At 63.0% G+C, this 16018-nt stretch carries 20 protein-coding genes; 14 read left to right on the top strand and 6 right to left on the bottom strand.

What is annotated here, in order from left to right; translation table 11 throughout:
• Positions 1-22: 22 nt before the first annotated feature.
• Both tdh and NLY42_RS25185 read left to right on the top strand, forming a co-directional pair.
• A complete protein-coding gene (gene tdh / locus NLY42_RS25190) occupies positions 23-1057 on the top strand; it encodes an L-threonine 3-dehydrogenase (protein WP_023689619.1) in 1035 nt (344 codons plus the stop codon).
• Between the two features lie 18 nt (positions 1058-1075).
• Positions 1076-1699 carry a DUF4304 domain-containing protein gene (locus tag NLY42_RS25185; RefSeq protein ID WP_023753726.1) on the top strand — a complete coding sequence of 208 codons (624 nt, stop codon included), beginning with the start codon at positions 1076-1078 and terminating at the stop codon, positions 1697-1699.
• A 31-nt stretch (positions 1700-1730) separates the two neighbouring features.
• Here NLY42_RS25185 and NLY42_RS25180 read toward each other — a convergent pair whose 3' ends face one another.
• The gene (locus tag NLY42_RS25180) at positions 1731-2174 is read right to left on the bottom strand and encodes a MarR family winged helix-turn-helix transcriptional regulator (RefSeq protein ID WP_023753725.1); all 444 of its coding nucleotides are present in this window, start codon (positions 2172-2174) and stop codon (positions 1731-1733) included.
• Between the two features lie 123 nt (positions 2175-2297).
• Here NLY42_RS25180 and hmgA point away from each other — a divergent pair, with 123 nt between their 5' ends.
• From hmgA to NLY42_RS25145, 7 genes are read left to right on the top strand one after another with little or no spacing between them, the layout of a single operon-like run.
• Entirely contained in the window at positions 2298-3611 is a 1314-nt protein-coding gene (gene hmgA / locus NLY42_RS25175) for a homogentisate 1,2-dioxygenase (RefSeq protein WP_286497546.1), read from the top strand.
• A gap of 10 nt (positions 3612-3621) precedes the next feature.
• Complete coding sequence (locus tag NLY42_RS25170; protein WP_023753723.1) at positions 3622-4476, top strand: MBL fold metallo-hydrolase; 855 nt, start codon at positions 3622-3624, stop codon at positions 4474-4476.
• A 2-nt stretch (positions 4477-4478) separates the two neighbouring features.
• Positions 4479-4811, top strand: a complete 333-nt coding sequence (locus tag NLY42_RS25165) for a hypothetical protein (protein WP_023753722.1) — start codon at positions 4479-4481, stop codon at positions 4809-4811.
• Between the two features lie 32 nt (positions 4812-4843).
• The gene (locus NLY42_RS25160; RefSeq protein ID WP_023753721.1) at positions 4844-5857 is read left to right on the top strand and encodes a fumarylacetoacetate hydrolase family protein; all 1014 of its coding nucleotides are present in this window, start codon (positions 4844-4846) and stop codon (positions 5855-5857) included.
• Between the two features lie 12 nt (positions 5858-5869).
• Positions 5870-6166, top strand: coding sequence for a hypothetical protein (locus NLY42_RS25155; RefSeq protein WP_023743661.1), 297 nt, complete (start codon positions 5870-5872; stop codon positions 6164-6166).
• 7 nt (positions 6167-6173) lie between these two features.
• The gene (locus NLY42_RS25150; protein WP_023753720.1) at positions 6174-6470 is read left to right on the top strand and encodes a hypothetical protein; all 297 of its coding nucleotides are present in this window, start codon (positions 6174-6176) and stop codon (positions 6468-6470) included.
• A gap of 1 nt (position 6471) precedes the next feature.
• A complete protein-coding gene (locus tag NLY42_RS25145) occupies positions 6472-7008 on the top strand; it encodes a DinB family protein (RefSeq protein WP_023753719.1) in 537 nt (178 codons plus the stop codon).
• A gap of 3 nt (positions 7009-7011) precedes the next feature.
• On the opposite strand, the gene NLY42_RS25140 is transcribed toward NLY42_RS25145, so the two are convergent.
• Both NLY42_RS25140 and hppD read right to left on the bottom strand, forming a co-directional pair.
• Entirely contained in the window at positions 7012-7236 is a 225-nt protein-coding gene (locus NLY42_RS25140; protein WP_023743658.1) for a type II toxin-antitoxin system Phd/YefM family antitoxin, read from the bottom strand.
• Between the two features lie 3 nt (positions 7237-7239).
• Positions 7240-8355, bottom strand: a complete 1116-nt coding sequence (hppD, locus tag NLY42_RS25135; protein ID WP_023698020.1) for a 4-hydroxyphenylpyruvate dioxygenase — start codon at positions 8353-8355, stop codon at positions 7240-7242.
• Positions 8356-8494: 139 nt separating this feature from the next.
• Here hppD and NLY42_RS25130 point away from each other — a divergent pair, with 139 nt between their 5' ends.
• Complete coding sequence (locus NLY42_RS25130; protein WP_023734215.1) at positions 8495-8962, top strand: Lrp/AsnC family transcriptional regulator; 468 nt, start codon at positions 8495-8497, stop codon at positions 8960-8962.
• 224 nt (positions 8963-9186) lie between these two features.
• Here NLY42_RS25130 and NLY42_RS25125 read toward each other — a convergent pair whose 3' ends face one another.
• The gene (locus NLY42_RS25125; RefSeq protein WP_023689629.1) at positions 9187-9525 is read right to left on the bottom strand and encodes a protein tyrosine phosphatase family protein; all 339 of its coding nucleotides are present in this window, start codon (positions 9523-9525) and stop codon (positions 9187-9189) included.
• A 205-nt stretch (positions 9526-9730) separates the two neighbouring features.
• On the opposite strand from NLY42_RS25125, the gene NLY42_RS25120 reads away from it, so the two are divergent.
• Positions 9731-10075 carry a RidA family protein gene (locus tag NLY42_RS25120; RefSeq protein WP_023672906.1) on the top strand — a complete coding sequence of 115 codons (345 nt, stop codon included), beginning with the start codon at positions 9731-9733 and terminating at the stop codon, positions 10073-10075.
• Positions 10076-10244: 169 nt separating this feature from the next.
• On the opposite strand, the gene hutC is transcribed toward NLY42_RS25120, so the two are convergent.
• Together hutC and NLY42_RS25110 are read right to left on the bottom strand one after the other, a co-directional pair.
• On the bottom strand, positions 10245-10985 hold the full coding sequence (gene hutC, locus NLY42_RS25115) for a histidine utilization transcriptional repressor HutC (protein ID WP_023698022.1): 741 nt from the start codon (positions 10983-10985) through the stop codon (positions 10245-10247).
• A complete protein-coding gene (locus tag NLY42_RS25110; RefSeq protein WP_023753718.1) occupies positions 10982-12334 on the bottom strand; it encodes a formimidoylglutamate deiminase in 1353 nt (450 codons plus the stop codon). Before NLY42_RS25110 ends, hutC begins: the two co-directional genes overlap by 4 nt.
• A 90-nt stretch (positions 12335-12424) precedes the next feature.
• Between NLY42_RS25110 and hutI the strand changes: the two genes are divergently transcribed.
• The 3 genes from hutI to hutG are packed head-to-tail and all read left to right on the top strand — an operon-like array spanning position 12425 to position 16009.
• Positions 12425-13660 carry an imidazolonepropionase gene (hutI, locus tag NLY42_RS25105; RefSeq protein ID WP_023753717.1) on the top strand — a complete coding sequence of 412 codons (1236 nt, stop codon included), beginning with the start codon at positions 12425-12427 and terminating at the stop codon, positions 13658-13660.
• A complete protein-coding gene (gene hutH, locus NLY42_RS25100) occupies positions 13657-15195 on the top strand; it encodes a histidine ammonia-lyase (RefSeq protein ID WP_023753716.1) in 1539 nt (512 codons plus the stop codon). Before hutI ends, hutH begins: the two co-directional genes overlap by 4 nt.
• 1 nt (position 15196) lies before the next feature.
• Positions 15197-16009, top strand: a complete 813-nt coding sequence (hutG, locus tag NLY42_RS25095) for an N-formylglutamate deformylase (protein ID WP_023689634.1) — start codon at positions 15197-15199, stop codon at positions 16007-16009.
• The last annotated feature ends 9 nt before the right edge of the window (positions 16010-16018 follow it).

The raw sequence follows: 16018 nt of genomic DNA, 5'->3' as shown, positions 1-16018 counted from the left end.
AAGGGATTCAAGGGACAAAAGCATGTCGAACATGATGAAGGCGCTGGTGAAGGCCAAGGCCGAACCGGGCATCTGGATGGAAGAGGTACCGGTGCCGGAGATCGGCCCCAACGACGTGCTGATCAAGGTCAAGAAGACGGCGATCTGCGGCACCGACGTCCACATCTACAATTGGGACCAGTGGGCGCAGAAGACCGTGCCGGTGCCGATGGTGACCGGCCATGAATTCGTCGGCACGGTGGCCGATTTCGGCGCTGCGGTCACCGAATACAAGGTCGGCCAGCGTGTCTCCGGCGAAGGTCACATCGTCTGCGGCCATTGCCGCAATTGCCGCGCCGGCAGGGGGCATCTCTGCCGCAACACGCTCGGCGTCGGCGTCAACCGCCCCGGCGCCTTCGGCGAATATCTGGCGATCCCGCAGCACAATGTCGTGCCGATCCCCGACGATGTGCCCGACGAGATCGCCGCGATCTTCGATCCCCTGGGCAATGCCGTCCACACCGCTCTGTCCTTCGACCTGGTCGGTGAAGACGTTCTGGTCACCGGCGCCGGGCCGATCGGCATCATGGGCGCGCTCGTTGCCCAATGTGTGGGGGCGCGAAAAGTCGTCATCACCGACATCAACCCGGTGCGGCTGGCGCTGGCCAAAAAGCTCGGCGTCCAGCATGTCGTCGATGCGTCCAAGGAAAAGCTGCGCGACGTCATGCCGGCGCTCGGCATGACCGAGGGTTTTGACGTCGGCCTCGAAATGTCGGGCGCCGCGCCCGCCTTCCGCGACATGATCGACACGATGAACAATGGCGGCAAGATCGCCATTCTCGGCATCGCGCCGACCGGCTTCGAAATCGATTGGAACAAGGTCATCTTCAAGATGCTTCATCTCAAGGGCATCTACGGCCGCGAGATGTTCGAGACCTGGTACAAGATGATTGCGCTGGTGCAGGGGCCGCTGGATGTATCGGGTCTGATCACGCACCGCATCGGGATTGATGATTTTCAGGTGGGGTTTGATGCGATGCGGAGCGGCAGTTCGGGCAAGGTGGTGATGGATTGGTGAGGCACGTGTGGGTGCAAGATGGCGGACAATGAGCACGGTCGTATCATTGCCTCGCAGGCAAAGCTCGTACTGAAGCCGGCCGGATTTCGACGCAAAGGGCAGTCCCGAATCTGGATCGCCGATCGCGGCTTCTGGCTAAGTGTAGTCGAGTTCCAGCCCAGTTCCTGGTCCAAGGGCACTTACCTTAACGTAGCAGTCCACTGGCTCTGGGGTTCGCTTCCGGAAACGATTACCTTCGATCGCGTTGAGCGCATTGGACAGTTCGTTCCGTTCGAGAGCCCGCCACGGTTTCTTCTCGCGGTTGATCAAATGGCCAAGAAGGTCGTCGAAATCGATCAGGTTCACCGATCGATGTTCCTTTCCGTCCAAACGACAGCGAAAATCCTCGTGAGTGAATTGCAGCCGGGCGCCTACGGCGAGTGGGCGGCCTTCCACGCCGGGGTGGCGGCTGGTTTGGCCGGTGATTTTGAAACGGCAAGGCGACTGTTTGAAAGCGCTCAAAGACACGCGGCTTCGCAAGCGCAGGCGCTTCTAGCCTACATTGATGATCCGGCGGCATTTCGAAGCCGTGTCAGAGGCTTCATTGAAGCCGAACGCGCCTATTACGGTTTAGGGGCGCTGCCTGCCGCATTCGCGATCTGATTTCAGCGACGGTCGAACTTATGGGAAGATCTCAACCCAAGGTGAGTTTTGCCTCCAGCGCCGCCACCCCATTCACAATCGCCGCCCGCTCTTCCGTACCAAGCCTCGCCAGCAACTGCCGTTCAAAGGCTTTCGCCAGCGGCACCATCTCGCGATAGGCGGCCAGTCCCGCCTTGGTCAGCGCCAAACGCTCCACACGCCGATCATTCTCGTCCGGCGTGCGCGTCAGCCAGCGCCGCCGCTCAAGCTCCGCCACCGCCCGCGAAACCTTGGTCTTGTGCATGGCCGACTGCTCGCCGAGCGCCGTCGCGGTCATCGTGCCGCGCTGTCCGAGCCCAGAGAGTGTGCGCCATTCCGGCCGCGTCAGACCGTGACGGTCGCGGTAGATTTTTGAAAATTCTCGGCTGACGGCATCGGCCAGCCGGTACAGCCGGTAAGGCAGGAAGCTTTCGAGTTCCAGAATCTCCGGTTCCATCTGCACCATGGATGCGGCATTCGCCCGTTGATAGTTACATTTTCGATCGTTACAAATGAAACCAGTTTGGTCAACATCGCCGGCAGGCCGCGCTTCGCGGCGGTCGGGATCAGGGAGGATCGGATGACCTTTTCCTACATGCCGGGCTTCGGCAATGATTTTGAGACCGAAACGCTGCCCGGCTCGCTGCCGCAAGGGCGCAATTCCACGCAGCGGCCGGCTTACGGACTTTATGCCGAGCAGCTCTCGGGCTCGCCCTTCACCGCCCCGCGCGGCACCAATGAGCGCTCCTGGCTCTACCGCATCCGGCCGAGCGTCAAACACACCGGCCGCTTCAAGGCGGCGAGCTATCCCCTGTGGAAGACCGCACCCAATGTCGGCGACCACGAACTGGCGCTCGGGCAGTATCGCTGGAACCCGGTGCCGATGCCGAGTGAGCCGACCGACTTCATCGCCGGCATGCGCACCATCACCACTGCCGGAGATGTGCTGGGCCAAAGCGGCATGGCCGCGCATGTCTATGTCGCCAACCGATCGATGGTCGACGATCATTTCTTCAATGCCGATGGCGAGTTGCTGATCGTCCCCCAGGTCGGCGCCTTGCGCTTCGTCACCGAGATGGGTGTCATCGAGCTGCGACCCGGTGAGATCGCCGTTCTGCCGCGCGGGCTGGTGTTCAAGGTCGAGCTCATCGACGAGGAAGTGCGCGGCTATGTCTGCGAGAACTACGGCGCCAAGCTGACGCTGCCCGACCGCGGGCCGATCGGCGCCAACTGCCTCGCCAATCCGCGCGACTTCAAGACGCCCTGCGCCTGGTTCGAGGAGAAGGAGACGCCGTGCCGGCTGACGGTGAAATGGTGCGGCAATTTCCATGTCACCGAGATTGGCCATTCGCCGCTCGACGTCGTCGCCTGGCACGGCAACTACGCGCCCTACAAGTATGATCTGGCGACGTTTTCTCCGGTCGGCGCCATCCTGTTCGACCATCCCGATCCGTCGATCTTCACCGTGCTGACGGCGCCGAGCGGCGAGGAAGGCACTGCCAACATCGACTTCGTCATCTTTCCGCCGCGCTGGCTGGTGGCGGAGGATACGTTCCGGCCGCCCTGGTACCACCGCAACATCATGAGCGAGTTCATGGGCCTGATCCACGGCCAGTATGACGCCAAGGAGGAAGGTTTTGTCCCGGGCGGCATCAGCCTGCACAATCTGATGCTGGCCCACGGCCCAGACGCGCCTGGCTTCGAAAAGGCCTCGCGCTCCGAGCTGAAACCGGTCAAGCTCGACAACACCATGGCCTTCATGTTCGAGACCCGATTCCCGCAAATGCTCACCCGCTACGGCGCCGAGCTTGAAACAAGGCAGGACAATTACATCGATTGCTGGACCGATCTGAAGAAGCGTTTCAACGGCACGCCGGAGGGCGACTGGTCTTGAGATCAGCCCGATGAACGACCGGCTGGTGCTTCTCGGCTCCAAGGGCCCGGCGCTGCGGCCGGGCGGGCCGTGGCCGAGTTCGTCGCTGCTGGAACTGGGCGGGCGAACCATCGTCGTCGATTGCGGGCTCGGCGTCACGCGCGGCCTGGTCGATTCCGCCGTCAGCCTGAAGGCGCTCGACCTGATCTTCGTCACCCATCTGCATTCCGATCATGTGCTGGAACTGGGGGCGCTGCTCCACACCGCCTGGACCGCCGGTCTGGCCAATCCGGTGACGTTGTTCGGACCGCCCGGCACCGGCCATTACTGGCGGCGCTTCTGCCAGGCGATGGAGTTCGACATCGAGATCCGCATCGTTGACGAAGGCAGGCCGGACATCCGCGAACTGGTTTCGATCGTCGAATTCGGCGAGGGTGAGATTTTTACGCAGCGCGGCCTGAAGGTCTCGGCGCTGCGCGTTGACCATCCCCCCGTAACCGACTGCTTTGCGCTGCGCTTCGACCGTGCCGGCAAAAGCGTCGTGTTCTCGGCCGACACCGCCTTCTTCCCGCCGCTCGCCGGTTTCGCCAGAGATGCCGACATTCTTGTTCACGAGGCCATGCTGGAAGAAGGCATCGAGCGTCTCGTCACCAGGACCGGCAATGGCGCGCGGCTGAAGGAGCATCTGCTCGCCAGCCACAGCTTTGCCGAGGAAGCCGGGCGCATCGCCAGCGATGCCGGCGTCGGGAGACTGGTGCTCAATCACCTCATTCCGGCCGACGATCCCGCGATCGGTGAGGCCGACTGGGAGGCTGCCGTCAGGAAATCGTGGGCCGGTGACTTGACGATTGCCCGCGACGGCCTTGTTGTGGGGTTTCGGGAGTAACGATGGCCGACGACGCGCTTTGGGAAGAGGTACGCAAATCCGGGGAGGCATCCTGGGCGCAGCTCTCTCTGTTTCTCGAACGAGTGGAGGACTTGCTGTCCTTTGTCCGCTTCATCGATGCGCTGCGCAAGGACCGCGAGGACGCCGACCGCAAGGAGGACGCGAGGCCCGGACCATCCGACCCCGGCTGGAATGGCTGGTACAATGGCTCGATAGCCACATTTCTTGAAGCGGCGGTCGCCTGCGTCCAAGACAATGGGCCGACATTCCTAGCTGACGAAAATCCTTGGAAAGCCGCCGCCAAAATTCTCTATGCCGGCAAATCTCACGAATAACCGCATACTAAGAATAACCACTGGGAGGATGCATGAAGCTTGCCACATTGAAGGACGGGACGCGCGATGGAAAACTCGTCGTCGTCTCGCGCGACCTGACGCGCTTCACCGACGCCTCGTTCCTGGCGCGAACGCTGCAGGCCGCGCTCGACGACTGGCAGCGGGTTTCGCCGCATCTGGCAACCATCGCGGAATCGCTGGAAAACAATGCGGTGCCGTCGGCGCGCTTCCATGAGCATGACGCCCATTCGCCGCTGCCGCGCGCCTATCAATGGGCCGACGGTTCGGCCTATGTGAACCATGTCGAACTGGTGCGCAAAGCGCGCGGGGCCGATATGCCGGCAAGCTTCTGGACCGATCCGCTGATCTATCAGGGCGGCTCGGATTCCTTCATCGCGCCGCGTGAGCCGATCCGCATGGCCGGCGAAGCCTATGGCATCGATATGGAGGCAGAGGTCGCCGTCATTGTCGACGACGTGCCGATGGGCGCCAGTATCGACCAGGCGCGCGCCGCCATCCGGCTGGTCATGCTGGTCAATGATGTGACGCTGCGCGCGCTCACCGGACCCGAGCTCGCCAAGGGGTTTGGCTTCTTCCAGTCGAAGCCGTCCTCGGCTTTTTCGCCGGTGGCGGTGACGCCGGACGAACTCGGCGACGCCTGGGATGGCGGCAAGGTCAACCTGCCTCTGCTCGCCGACGTCAACGGCAAGCCGTTCGGCCGTGCCAATGCCGGCGTCGACATGACCTTCGACTTCCCGGCGCTGATTGCCCATGCCGCAAAGACACGGCCGCTGGTTGCCGGCACCATCATCGGTTCCGGCACCGTCTCCAACAAGCTGGATGGCGGGCCGGGCAAACCGGTGGCGGCCGGCGGCGCCGGCTATTCCTGCATCGCTGAACTGCGCATGATCGAGACCATTGAGTCTGGCGAGCCCAAGACGCCGTTCCTGCGCTTTGGCGATACGGTGCGTATCGAGATGAAGAATAAAAGCGGAAACTCGATCTTCGGCGCCATCGAGCAGAAGGTCGAGAAGTCCCAGGCATAAGAGGGGGCAATAGTGACGGGAGAGGCGTTCTACCTGCTGGCCGGCGTCTGGGCGCTGGCCATTCTGGTGGTCTTCATCCAGGCGATCCGGCTGAGCTACCGCATCGAGGCGCGCTCGCCCGATCTGACCAACCGCAGTGGCTACCCGCGCAAGGCGATGATGTTCCACACCATCACCAACACCAATGTGGCGCGGGACGAGGAGACGCAGGCGATGCGGCGGCGCATGAACCGCCTGTTGCTGATCGTTGTCGCCGGCTTCGCGGTGATGGCGGCAGGCTTGTATCTGATGCGATCGACGGGAGCGTGAATGGCAGATGGCCTATACCGCTTCTTATCTTTGGTTTCTTGGGCTTTGCAGCGTCGCAACCGGCTGGCTTTTGATTTCCGCAATTCGGCTCTGCCGGCAGGTCGAGGATCGGTCTGAAAGGCTGCGTAATTTCAGCAGCGAGGCGCGCCTGCCGAGGCTTGTGTACGTCGCTTTGAACCGGGAAGTCGCAAGCGATGCAGGAACGCAAGAACTGCGCCGCGGTATGAACGCTCGTCTTCTGGGGACAGCTGCCATACTCGTCATTCTGAAGTTGGTGGACTTGGTCGGTTGGCCAAGCGCATAACATGGATATTCTCACCCACTTCAGCCGCATGGCCGGCAACAATCTCTGGTCGAATGACCGGCTCTACCGCGCTGTGCTTGCGCTGAAGCCCGGCGAATTCGAAGCCGAACGCACCAGCTTCTTCCCGTCGATCAAGGCAACGCTCAACCACATCCTTGCGGTCGATCATCTCTATCTCGATTTTCTCGAAGAAGGCGGCGTCGGTGCGGCCGCCCATGACGACTACGTGCCGTTCGATGTGCCGCAGGCGCTGTTTGCCGCCCAGGTCGCAGCAGATCGACGCCTGATCGCCTTTTGCGAGAAGCTGTCGGAGGCGGATCTCGACCGTCAGGTCATCACCGACCGGCGCGAGGACGGCATGATCCCCGAAAAGATCGGCGACATTCTCGCCCATGTCTTCCTGCACGACATCCACCATCGCGGCCAGGTTCACGCGATGCTCTCGGGCAGCTCGGTCGCGCCGCCGCAGCTGGACGAGTTCTTGCTCGATTATGATTTGAAGGTGAGGAGGGAAGAGGTCGTGCGGCTGGGCCTCTGACCTTTATCTGGTGTACTCGTTCCATTCAGGGCCGAGTTTGTCGAAATCGTCAGAAATCCAAATCTTGCCCTTCAGGGCACCTATGCGCGACAACAAGTCTTCTCGAACTGGTGGCACGAGCCGCGCCGCGATCTTGCCGTGATGAGTGATGACTATCTCCTCGCCGGCCTCCGCGCGGCCGACGAGTTCCGTTAGTTTGGCCTTTGCTTCGGTTATGGAGACGTTCACGGTTCACGCCGCCTTGCCATCGACCTTGATCACGCCGCGCTTGATCTGGTCCTGCTCGATCGACTCGAACAGCGCGCGGAAATTGCCTTCGCCAAAACCTTCGTCGCCCTTCCTCTGGATGAATTCGAAGAAGATCGGGCCGATCACGGTTTTGGAGAATATCTGCAGCAGGATCTTGGTCATGCCGCCGTCGACCACGCCTTCGCCGTCGATCAGGATGCCGTGCTTCTTCATCCGCTCGATCGGCTCGTCATGCCCGTTCACTCTGTTGTACGACATGTCGTAGTAGGTCTCCGGCGGACCGGGCATGAACTTCAGCCCGTTGTCGGCAAGCTTGTCGGTGGCGGCGTAGATGTCGTCGGTCCCGACGGCGATATGCTGGATGCCTTCGCCATTGTACTTCTTCAGATACTCGGCGATCTGGCTGGTGTCGTCCTTGGACTCGTTCAGCGGGATACGGATCTTGCCGCAGGGCGAGGTGATGGCGCGGCTGACGAGGCCGGTGATCTTGCCGTCGATGTCGAAGAAATGGATCTGCTTGAAGCCGAACAATTCGCGATAAAAGTCCCACCATTTGTCCATCTGGCCGCGATAGACATTGTGGGTGAGGTGGTCGAGGAAATAGAAGCCGACGCCTTGGGGCCGCGGGTCGCGTTCGCCCAGCCACTCGAACTCGGCATCATAGGCCGAGCCCTTCTTGCCATAGGCTTCGATGAAATAGAGCAGTGAGCCGCCAATGCCGACAATGGCCGGCGCGTCGAGCGCCTTGTCGTCGCCTTCATAGGGCGTCGCGCCTTTCGACACCGCATGGTCGAATGCGTGCTTGGCATCGACAACACGCCAGGCCATCGAGGCGGCGCAAGGGCCGTGTTTGTCGACGAACTTCATCGCATGCGAGCCCGGCTCGGCATTGACGACATAGTTGATATCGCCCTGGCGCCAGACGGTGATGTCCTTCGTGCGGTGCTTGGCCACCGCGACATAGCCCATGCGGGTGAACAGTTCGGCTAGCTTCTGCGGCTCCGCATGCGCGAACTCGACGAACTCGAAACCGTCGGTGCCGGCGGGGTTTTCCTTGCTGATCTTTGCGGGCGGGGCGTCGTGCGGGAAGGGACCCATGGCATTCCTCCAAACGGATGGTGGCCGCATCGGACCACGAGATGACGCATGATAGTGCGAAGCGACCGCACGGTGCTTGCATTCAAACGCTTGAAATGATCATCTCGTGCGTAATTCATGCATGATTGGAGATGAATCGATGAATGAAGCGCGCATCGATCAATTTGACCGCAAGATAATGGCTCTCTTGCAGGGCGACGCGCGGCTCACCAACAACGATCTCTCGGAGCGCGTGAACCTGTCGGCATCGCAATGCTCACGCCGCCGCCAGCGGCTGGAGGAAGACGGCTACATCAAGGGCTATCGCGCCGTGCTCGACCGCGACAAGCTCGGCTTCTCGCTGGTCAACGTCATCTCGGTGACGCTCGCCACCCATAACCGCGACAATGCCAGGCGCTTCGGCGAGCTGCTGGCGCGGCTGCCGGAGGTGCAGGAGGCGCACGCGCTGACCGGCGAGATGGATTATATCTTGAAGGTGGTGACGCCCGACCTCAAATCGCTGTCGGAATTCGTCAATGGCGTGCTGCTGCCGCATGAATCGGTGCAGCATGTGAAGACCGCGATCGTGCTGGAGACGCTGAAGGAGACCGGGGCGCTGCCGATCTAGTTTGAGAGAGTTTCAGTTGATACGTCGGCGGGACAGCACCCCCCTCTGGCCTGCCGGCCATCTCTCCCGCAAGGAGGGAGATCAGCAGCTTTGTCGATAGCGCTCATCCTGCAACGTCGGCGATTGGCGAAAAGCGAAGGCGACATCCGATCTCCCCCCTTGCGGGGGAGATGATGTCCGGCAGGACAGAGGGGGGTGTGAGGGATCGCCAGCGCCTCAGATGCTCACCCCTTGGACTGCTGAATCAGCCCGTAGAGATTGGTGCAGCGCGCGCCGGAGCGGCAATAGGCAAACACCGGGCCTTCGAGCGCGTCGAGCGCTTTGGCCTGATCTTCGACATTCTCGGCTGTGATCTGGCCGCTGATTACCGGGATGTAGCGGAAGGCCAGCCCCGCGGCTTCGACCGCCGCCTTGACGCTGTCGGCCGAAGGCTGGTCGGGCTGCTCGTCATCCGGCCGGTTGCAGATCACGCTCTTGAAACCGGCTTCCTTGATGGCGGCGGCATCTTCGGGCTGGATCTGGCCCGAGACCGAATAGTCCTCGCTGATTTCTCGATATTCCATGGCTCTCATCCTCTCAACCTGGTTTGGCGCGAAGTCTTGCCACTCTCACACGAGGTCGGCAATCCGCGCCGGAAAGAAATCCCTCGGCGCAGATAGACATTTGCGGCCCAAGATCCCCCAGGCTCAAGAGGTTTCGCGCTGTTGGCCTTGCCCGGAGGCGGCAGCGACTCTAAACAGGCGCACCGACAAACGAAGGAACCATCCCATGAGCATTCGTCGCATCGATGTTGGCCCGCGCATGAGCCAGATCGTCATCCACGGCAACACCGTCTATCTCGCCGGCCAGGTCGGAACGCCCGGCGCCAGCGTTGGCGAACAGACCAGGTCGATCCTCGCATCCATCGACGAACTGCTGGCCAAGGCCGGCACCGACAAGACCAAGATCCTGCAGGCGATCATCTGGCTGGCCGATATGGGCACCTTCGCCGAGATGAACAAGGAATGGGACAAGTGGGTCCCGCAAGGCAACACGCCCGCCCGCGCCACGGGTGAGGCCAAGCTTGCAGGGCCGGAATACACTGTCGAGATTATTGTTACGGCGGCGATTTAGAGCGCGGTGCCTTACCCTCCCCCTCGAGGGGAGGGTCGGCGAGTAGTCGAAGCGAAGCGGAGACTGCGAGACGGGGTGGGGTCGGCGAGGCTGCACCGACCCCACCCCGCGTCACCAGTGCCGCCTTGCGGCACTTGCTCCGCGACCCTCCCCTCGAGGGGGAGGGTAATCACCCCTGCGAAGGCCTGAACCGCGCCACCAGCGTGTGGCTCTCCGCGGCATAAGTGAACCTCACCTGCGTCACCGGGTGCTCCGCGCTCCAGGTCCGGCGTTCGACCACCAGGCACGGTGCGCCGGTTGCGACGTCGAGGGCTTCGGCAATATGCCTGTCGGCCGCCACCGCGCGGATGCGGTGCTCGGCCTCGCTCCATGGCACGCGGCCGATCAGCCAAGGGCCGGGGGCGATGTCGAGAAACTCCTCCTCGGCGGCTTCCGCGACGGCGGCGAGATTGATCAGCCGCTGTTCGTGCGCGAATGGCCGCTTGCCGGCGAAATGCCGGCATTCAAGCGCCAGCACCTGTCCGGCTGCGTCCAGTTCCAGCAAGGCGCGATCCTCGGCGCTGCTGCGCCTTTTCTGCCGCGCCAAGCGCTCGTAACGATAAGCCAGGCCAAGCGACTCAACCTCGATCCTGATGTCGTGGATTTCCAGCACCGCGGCCTGCGACTGCGGCTGGCGGACAAAGCTGCCCGAACGGCGACGGCGCTCTATCAGCCCGGCCTTGGCCAGTTGCGACAGCGCCTTGTTCACTGTCATGCGCGAGCAATTGTATTCGGCCGTCAACTCGTGCTCGAACGGGATGCGGTGACCCGGCGCCCAGGCGCCGGACATTATTTTCTCGCTGATGTCGGACAGGATGCGCTGGTGCAGCGAACCGCCGCCTTCCACAGCCGCTGTCTCTGATATGCTCATGCCGAAAGCGCCGTCATCACATGGCGAAAGCGCTCGGCGATCGTCTCACGCGCTGCATGCCGGCCGCCGCTGACTTGTTTTTTTCCGTGCACCCAGACGCAATCGACCTTGCCGCCATTGACAAAGATCCAGGCGTCGAGGATCGCATCGCCACTTTTTCCGGCCAGCGAAGGATGGTTTTCGTCGAGGGAGACGAAATCAGCCGCGGCGCCGGCGGCGATCCGCGACGGGCCGGCGCCGAGTGCGGTGCTGCCGCCATCGAGGGCGGCGTCGAACAGAGCCCGCCCGGTCGAGCCGCCGGTCACCGCCAGCACATTGCGGGCGCGGTGTGCGAGGCGCTGCGAATATTCGAGCTGGCGCAATTCATCCGGCAGTCCGATCAGCACGTTGGAATCCGAGCCGACGCCGAAGCGGCCGCCATGTTCGATGAACAGAGGTGCTGAAAAGGTGCCGTCGCCGAGATTGGCCTCGGTGATCGGGCAAAGCCCGGCAATGGCGCCGCTTCTGGCCATGCCGGATGTCTCAGCCTCGGTCATGTGGGTGGCGTGAATCAGGCACCAACGCTTGTCGATCCCGGCATTGGCGAGCAGCCATTCGACCGGTCGCGCACCCGACCACGCCAGGCAATCCTCGACCTCCTTCACCTGCTCGGCGACGTGGATGTGGATCGGTCCGTCCGGCGCAATGGCGGCAACAGCGCTGAGTTCCTCCGGCGCCGCGGCGCGCAGGCTGTGCGGGGCGACGCCGACGACAGCCTGATTCAACGCACGAACCGATTCGCGGCTTTTCTCAAGCAAGCGTTCGAACCGATTCACATCGTTGATGAATCGCCGCTGGCCTTCGTTGGGCGCAGCGCCGCCGAAGGAGGAATGGGCATAAAATACCGGCAGCAGCGTCAGGCTGATCCCTGTTTCGTTGGCAGCGGCGGCGATCCGCTCCGCCATCTCGGCCAGGTTGGAATAGGGTGTTCCGTCGCGATCGTGGTGGAGATAATGAAACTCGCCGACGCGCGAGAACCCGGCCTCCAGCATCTCGACGTAAAGCTGTGCGGCGACCGCCTCGACCTGGTCCGGCGTCATCGACAGCGCGAAGCGGTACATCACCTCGCGCCAGCTCCAGAAGCTGTCGGCGGAGGGACCGCGCAGTTCGGCAAGCCCGGCCATGCCGCGCTGGAAGGCGTGGCTGTGCAGGTTCGGCATGCCGGGGACCAGAATGGCGTGGCGTTCGTCGTCAGCCTGTATCGACGTGCCGGCTTCGACTGCCGTGATGCGACCGTCGTTCAATAAAATCCGCACCTTGTCGTGCCAGCCATTGGGCAGCAGCGCCTGTTCCGCAAAGATCGCCGTCACGTTTTTCTCCGCATTCCCTGAACATTTGCACTTGCAGTGCTTTTCAATATGTATATACATAATTGCCATCCAATCAAACGGAAAAAGATGATGGCGGCACAGAACAAAAGCCGGGCAGGGGGCCTTCAGCTTTGGCGTGATGCGCGCCTGGCAACCATGGCCGAAGGCGTTGCCGGACTTGGCATCGTCGAAAAGGGCGCGATCGTCTCCCGTGACGGCATCATCGTCTATGCCGGCCCGGAAGCCGACATGCCGTCAGCGTTGGCTCAGGGCGGCGAGACTACCGATTGCGAAGGCCGCTGGATCACGCCCGGCCTGATCGACTGCCACACCCATCTCGTCCATGCCGGCAACCGTGCCAACGAGTTCGAGATGCGGCTGGCCGGCGCCACCTATGAAGAAGTCGCCCGTGCCGGCGGCGGCATCGTCTCCTCGGTCAAATCCCTGCGTGCCGCGAGCGAAGACGCACTGGTTGCGCAGACGCTGCCACGCCTCGATGCGCTGATGGCCGAGGGCGTCACCACGGTAGAGGTAAAGTCGGGTTACGGGCTCGATCTCGAACATGAACAGAAGTCGCTTCGCGCCGCGCGGCAGCTGGACAAGCAACGCCCGGTCACGGTCCGCACCACCTTCCTCGGCGCGCATGCGCTGCCGCCGGAAGCAAAAGGCGACAAGGACGCTTTTGTCGATCTCGTCGCCAACACCATCCTCCCCGGAATCGCCGCCGAGGGCCTGGCTGACGCCGTCGACGGCTTTTGCGAGGGCATTGCCTTTTCGCCGGAACAGATTGCCCGCGTCTTCGACAAGGCCAAGGCGCTTGGCCTGCCGGTCAAACTCCATGCCGACCAGTTGTCCAACCTGCATGGCGCCGAACTCGCCGCCCGCTATGGCGCGCTGTCGGCCGACCATCTCGAATACACCGACGAGGCCGGCGCCGCAGCGATGGCCAAGGCCGGCACCGTGGCGACCATCCTGCCCGGCGCCTACTATTTCATCCGCGAAACCAGGAAGCCGCCGGTCGGCCTGTTCCGCCAGCACGGCGTCAAGATGGCGGTCGCCACCGACAACAATCCCGGGACGTCGCCGCTGACCTCGCTGTTGCTGACCATGAACATGGCGGCGACGCTTTTCGGCCTGACCGTCGAGGAATGCCTGGCCGGCACCACTCGCGAGGCTGCCCGCGCGCTTGGGCTGCTTGGCAAGACCGGCACGCTTGAGGCAGGAAAATCCGCCGACCTGGCGATCTGGGACATCGAGCGTCCGGCCGAACTCGTCTACCGCATGGGCTTCAACCCGCTCCATGCCCGCATCTGGAGAGGACAATGACCGAACTTAACCTGAAGCCCGGCAATGCGACGCTGGCCGACTGGCGCGCTATCTATCGTGGCGCCATGCCGAAGCTCGACGCCTCCTGCCGGCCGAAAATCAAGGCCAGCGCCGAGGCAGTCGCCCGCATCGTCGCCAAGGGTGAGCCGGTCTACGGCATCAACACCGGCTTCGGCAAACTGGCCAGCGTCCGCATTCCGGCCGAGGATCTAGAGACCCTGCAACGCAACATCGTTTTGTCGCATGCCGCCGGTGTCGGCGAGCCGATGCCGGTTTCGGTGGTTCGGCTGATGATGGCGCTGAAGCTCGCCAGCCTTGCGCAGGGCGCGTCGGGCGTACGGCCGCAAACCATCGAGTTGCTGGAAGCGATGCTGGCCAACGACGTCATCCCCATGGTGCCGGCGCAGGGCTCGGTCGGCGCCTCCGGCGATCTCGCGCCGCTGTCGCACATGACGGCGGTGATGATCGGCGTCGGCGAATGCTTTACACCGCATGGCCGCTTCCCGGCCAAGGTCGCTTTCGTCTCGCACGGCCTGGAGCCCGTGACGCTCGGCGCCAAGGAAGGTCTGGCGCTGCTCAACGGCACGCAGTTTTCCACCGCCTACGCGCTGGCCGCTCTGTTCGAGGCCGAAGTGCTGTATCAGTCGGCGCTGGTCGCCGGGGCGCTGTCGACCGACGCTGCCAAGGGCTCGGACGCGCCCTTCGATCGGCGCATCCATCTCCTGCGCAAACATCCCGGCCAGATCGAGACGGCGGAAGCGCTGCGCAACCTGATGGCCGGCAGCGCCATTCGTGAATCGCACCGCGTCGGCGATGAGCGCGTGCAGGATCCGTACTGCCTGCGCTGCCAGCCGCAGGTGATGGGTGCGGCGCTCAACGTGCTGCGCCAGGCCGCCGATACGCTCGGCACCGAGGCCAATGGCGTCACCGACAATCCGCTGATCTTCGCCGAGGACGATACTGCGCTGTCCGGCGGCAATTTCCACGCCGAGCCGGTGGCTTTCGCTGCCGACATGATCGCGCTCGCCGTCTGCGAGATCGGCTCGCTGTCGGAACGCCGCATCGCCATGCTGGTGGACCCGGCGCTGTCCGGCATGCCGGCCTTCCTGACGCCGAAGCCCGGCCTGAACTCCGGCTTCATGATCCCGCAGGTGACGGCGGCGGCGCTCGTCTCTGAGAACAAGCAGAAGGCCTATCCGGCAAGTGTCGATTCCATCCCGACCTCGGCCAACCAGGAAGACCATGTCTCGATGGCCGCACATGGCGCGCGCCGGCTGATCGGCATGGTCGAGAATGCGACAGCCGTCATCGGCATCGAACTCCTGGCCGCCGCGCAGGGCTGCGATTTCCATGCGCCGCTGGCGTCGAGTGCAGCTCTGGAAGCGGTTCGCAAGCTGGTCCGCGCCGAGGTGCCGCATCTCGACAATGACAGGCATTTCCACCCTGACATGGAAAAAGCCATCGCCATGGTGCGCAGCGGCGCTGCCATCAAGGCTGCGAGCGCGGTGACATTGCCTTCGATCTCGGGAGTCTGACATGACCGACTGGCTGACAGTGACGGAAGGCACGGCACCCCTGTTGGTGTCCATCCCGCACACGGGTATCGATCTCGCCGGCATCGACAATCGGCTGGTCTCGCCCTGGCTCGGCCGCCGCGATTGCGACTGGTGGATCGACAATCTCTACGATTTTGCCGCCGGCCTTGGCGCGACTGTCGTGCACACGTCGATCTCGCGCACCGTCATCGACGTCAACCGCGATCCTTCCGGCGCCTCGCTCTATCCCGGGCAGACGACAACGACGCTATGCCCGACCGAGACCTTCGACGGCGATCCGCTGTATTTGCCCGGCGCGGAACCGACGCCGTCGGAGATCGATCAACGCCGCATAGCGTATTTCGTGCCCTACCATGAAATGCTGGCGGCTCAGTCCGTCAGGCTGCGCGGCCTGCATGAGAAGGTCGTCATTTACGATTGCCACTCGATCCGGTCGGTGCTGCCGCGCCTGTTCTACGGCACGCTGCCGGTGTTCAATCTCGGCACCAATGACGGCCAGACCGCGGATCCTACGCTGCAGGCGCTGGTTGGCCAGATCATGGCCGAGAGCGGTGAAAGCAATGTCATCAACGGCCGTTTCAAGGGTGGCTGGATCACCCGCTATTTCGGCAATCCGCAAGGCGGCTACCATGCGCTGCAGATGGAACTTGCCGATCGCGGCTATTTGCGCGAGCCCGAGGGCAAGGGCGAACCGGACAATTGGCCGGTGCCTTATGATGCCGAGTTCGCCGCGCCGATGCGCGCCACACTGACGAAAATCCTCCAATCCGCCATTGACTGGGCCGGGCGCTGAGACGCCGCC

The organism is Mesorhizobium sp. C372A, assembly GCF_030323245.1.
In the GTDB taxonomy this organism is placed as follows: domain Bacteria; phylum Pseudomonadota; class Alphaproteobacteria; order Rhizobiales; family Rhizobiaceae; genus Mesorhizobium.
The sequence above is the reverse complement of the archived record's forward strand: the minus strand, read 5'-3'. Positions and strand labels throughout refer to the sequence as shown.

Coding starts and splice junctions, on each gene's coding strand:
- tdh (WP_023689619.1), top strand. CDS start 23: ATGTCGAACATGATGAAGGCGCTGGTGAAGGCCAAGGCCGAACCGGGC.
- hutH (WP_023753716.1), top strand. CDS start 13,657: ATGACCGAACTTAACCTGAAGCCCGGCAATGCGACGCTGGCCGACTGG.
- NLY42_RS25120 (WP_023672906.1), top strand. CDS start 9,731: ATGAGCATTCGTCGCATCGATGTTGGCCCGCGCATGAGCCAGATCGTC.
- NLY42_RS25185 (WP_023753726.1), top strand. CDS start 1,076: ATGGCGGACAATGAGCACGGTCGTATCATTGCCTCGCAGGCAAAGCTC.
- NLY42_RS25145 (WP_023753719.1), top strand. CDS start 6,472: ATGGATATTCTCACCCACTTCAGCCGCATGGCCGGCAACAATCTCTGG.
- NLY42_RS25150 (WP_023753720.1), top strand. CDS start 6,174: ATGGCCTATACCGCTTCTTATCTTTGGTTTCTTGGGCTTTGCAGCGTC.
- NLY42_RS25170 (WP_023753723.1), top strand. CDS start 3,622: ATGAACGACCGGCTGGTGCTTCTCGGCTCCAAGGGCCCGGCGCTGCGG.
- NLY42_RS25125 (WP_023689629.1), bottom strand. CDS start 9,525: ATGGAATATCGAGAAATCAGCGAGGACTATTCGGTCTCGGGCCAGATC.
- hutC (WP_023698022.1), bottom strand. CDS start 10,985: ATGAGCATATCAGAGACAGCGGCTGTGGAAGGCGGCGGTTCGCTGCAC.
- hppD (WP_023698020.1), bottom strand. CDS start 8,355: ATGGGTCCCTTCCCGCACGACGCCCCGCCCGCAAAGATCAGCAAGGAA.
- hmgA (WP_286497546.1), top strand. CDS start 2,298: ATGACCTTTTCCTACATGCCGGGCTTCGGCAATGATTTTGAGACCGAA.
- NLY42_RS25180 (WP_023753725.1), bottom strand. CDS start 2,174: ATGGAACCGGAGATTCTGGAACTCGAAAGCTTCCTGCCTTACCGGCTG.
- hutI (WP_023753717.1), top strand. CDS start 12,425: ATGGCGGCACAGAACAAAAGCCGGGCAGGGGGCCTTCAGCTTTGGCGT.
- hutG (WP_023689634.1), top strand. CDS start 15,197: ATGACCGACTGGCTGACAGTGACGGAAGGCACGGCACCCCTGTTGGTG.
- NLY42_RS25160 (WP_023753721.1), top strand. CDS start 4,844: ATGAAGCTTGCCACATTGAAGGACGGGACGCGCGATGGAAAACTCGTC.
- NLY42_RS25165 (WP_023753722.1), top strand. CDS start 4,479: ATGGCCGACGACGCGCTTTGGGAAGAGGTACGCAAATCCGGGGAGGCA.
- NLY42_RS25130 (WP_023734215.1), top strand. CDS start 8,495: ATGAATGAAGCGCGCATCGATCAATTTGACCGCAAGATAATGGCTCTC.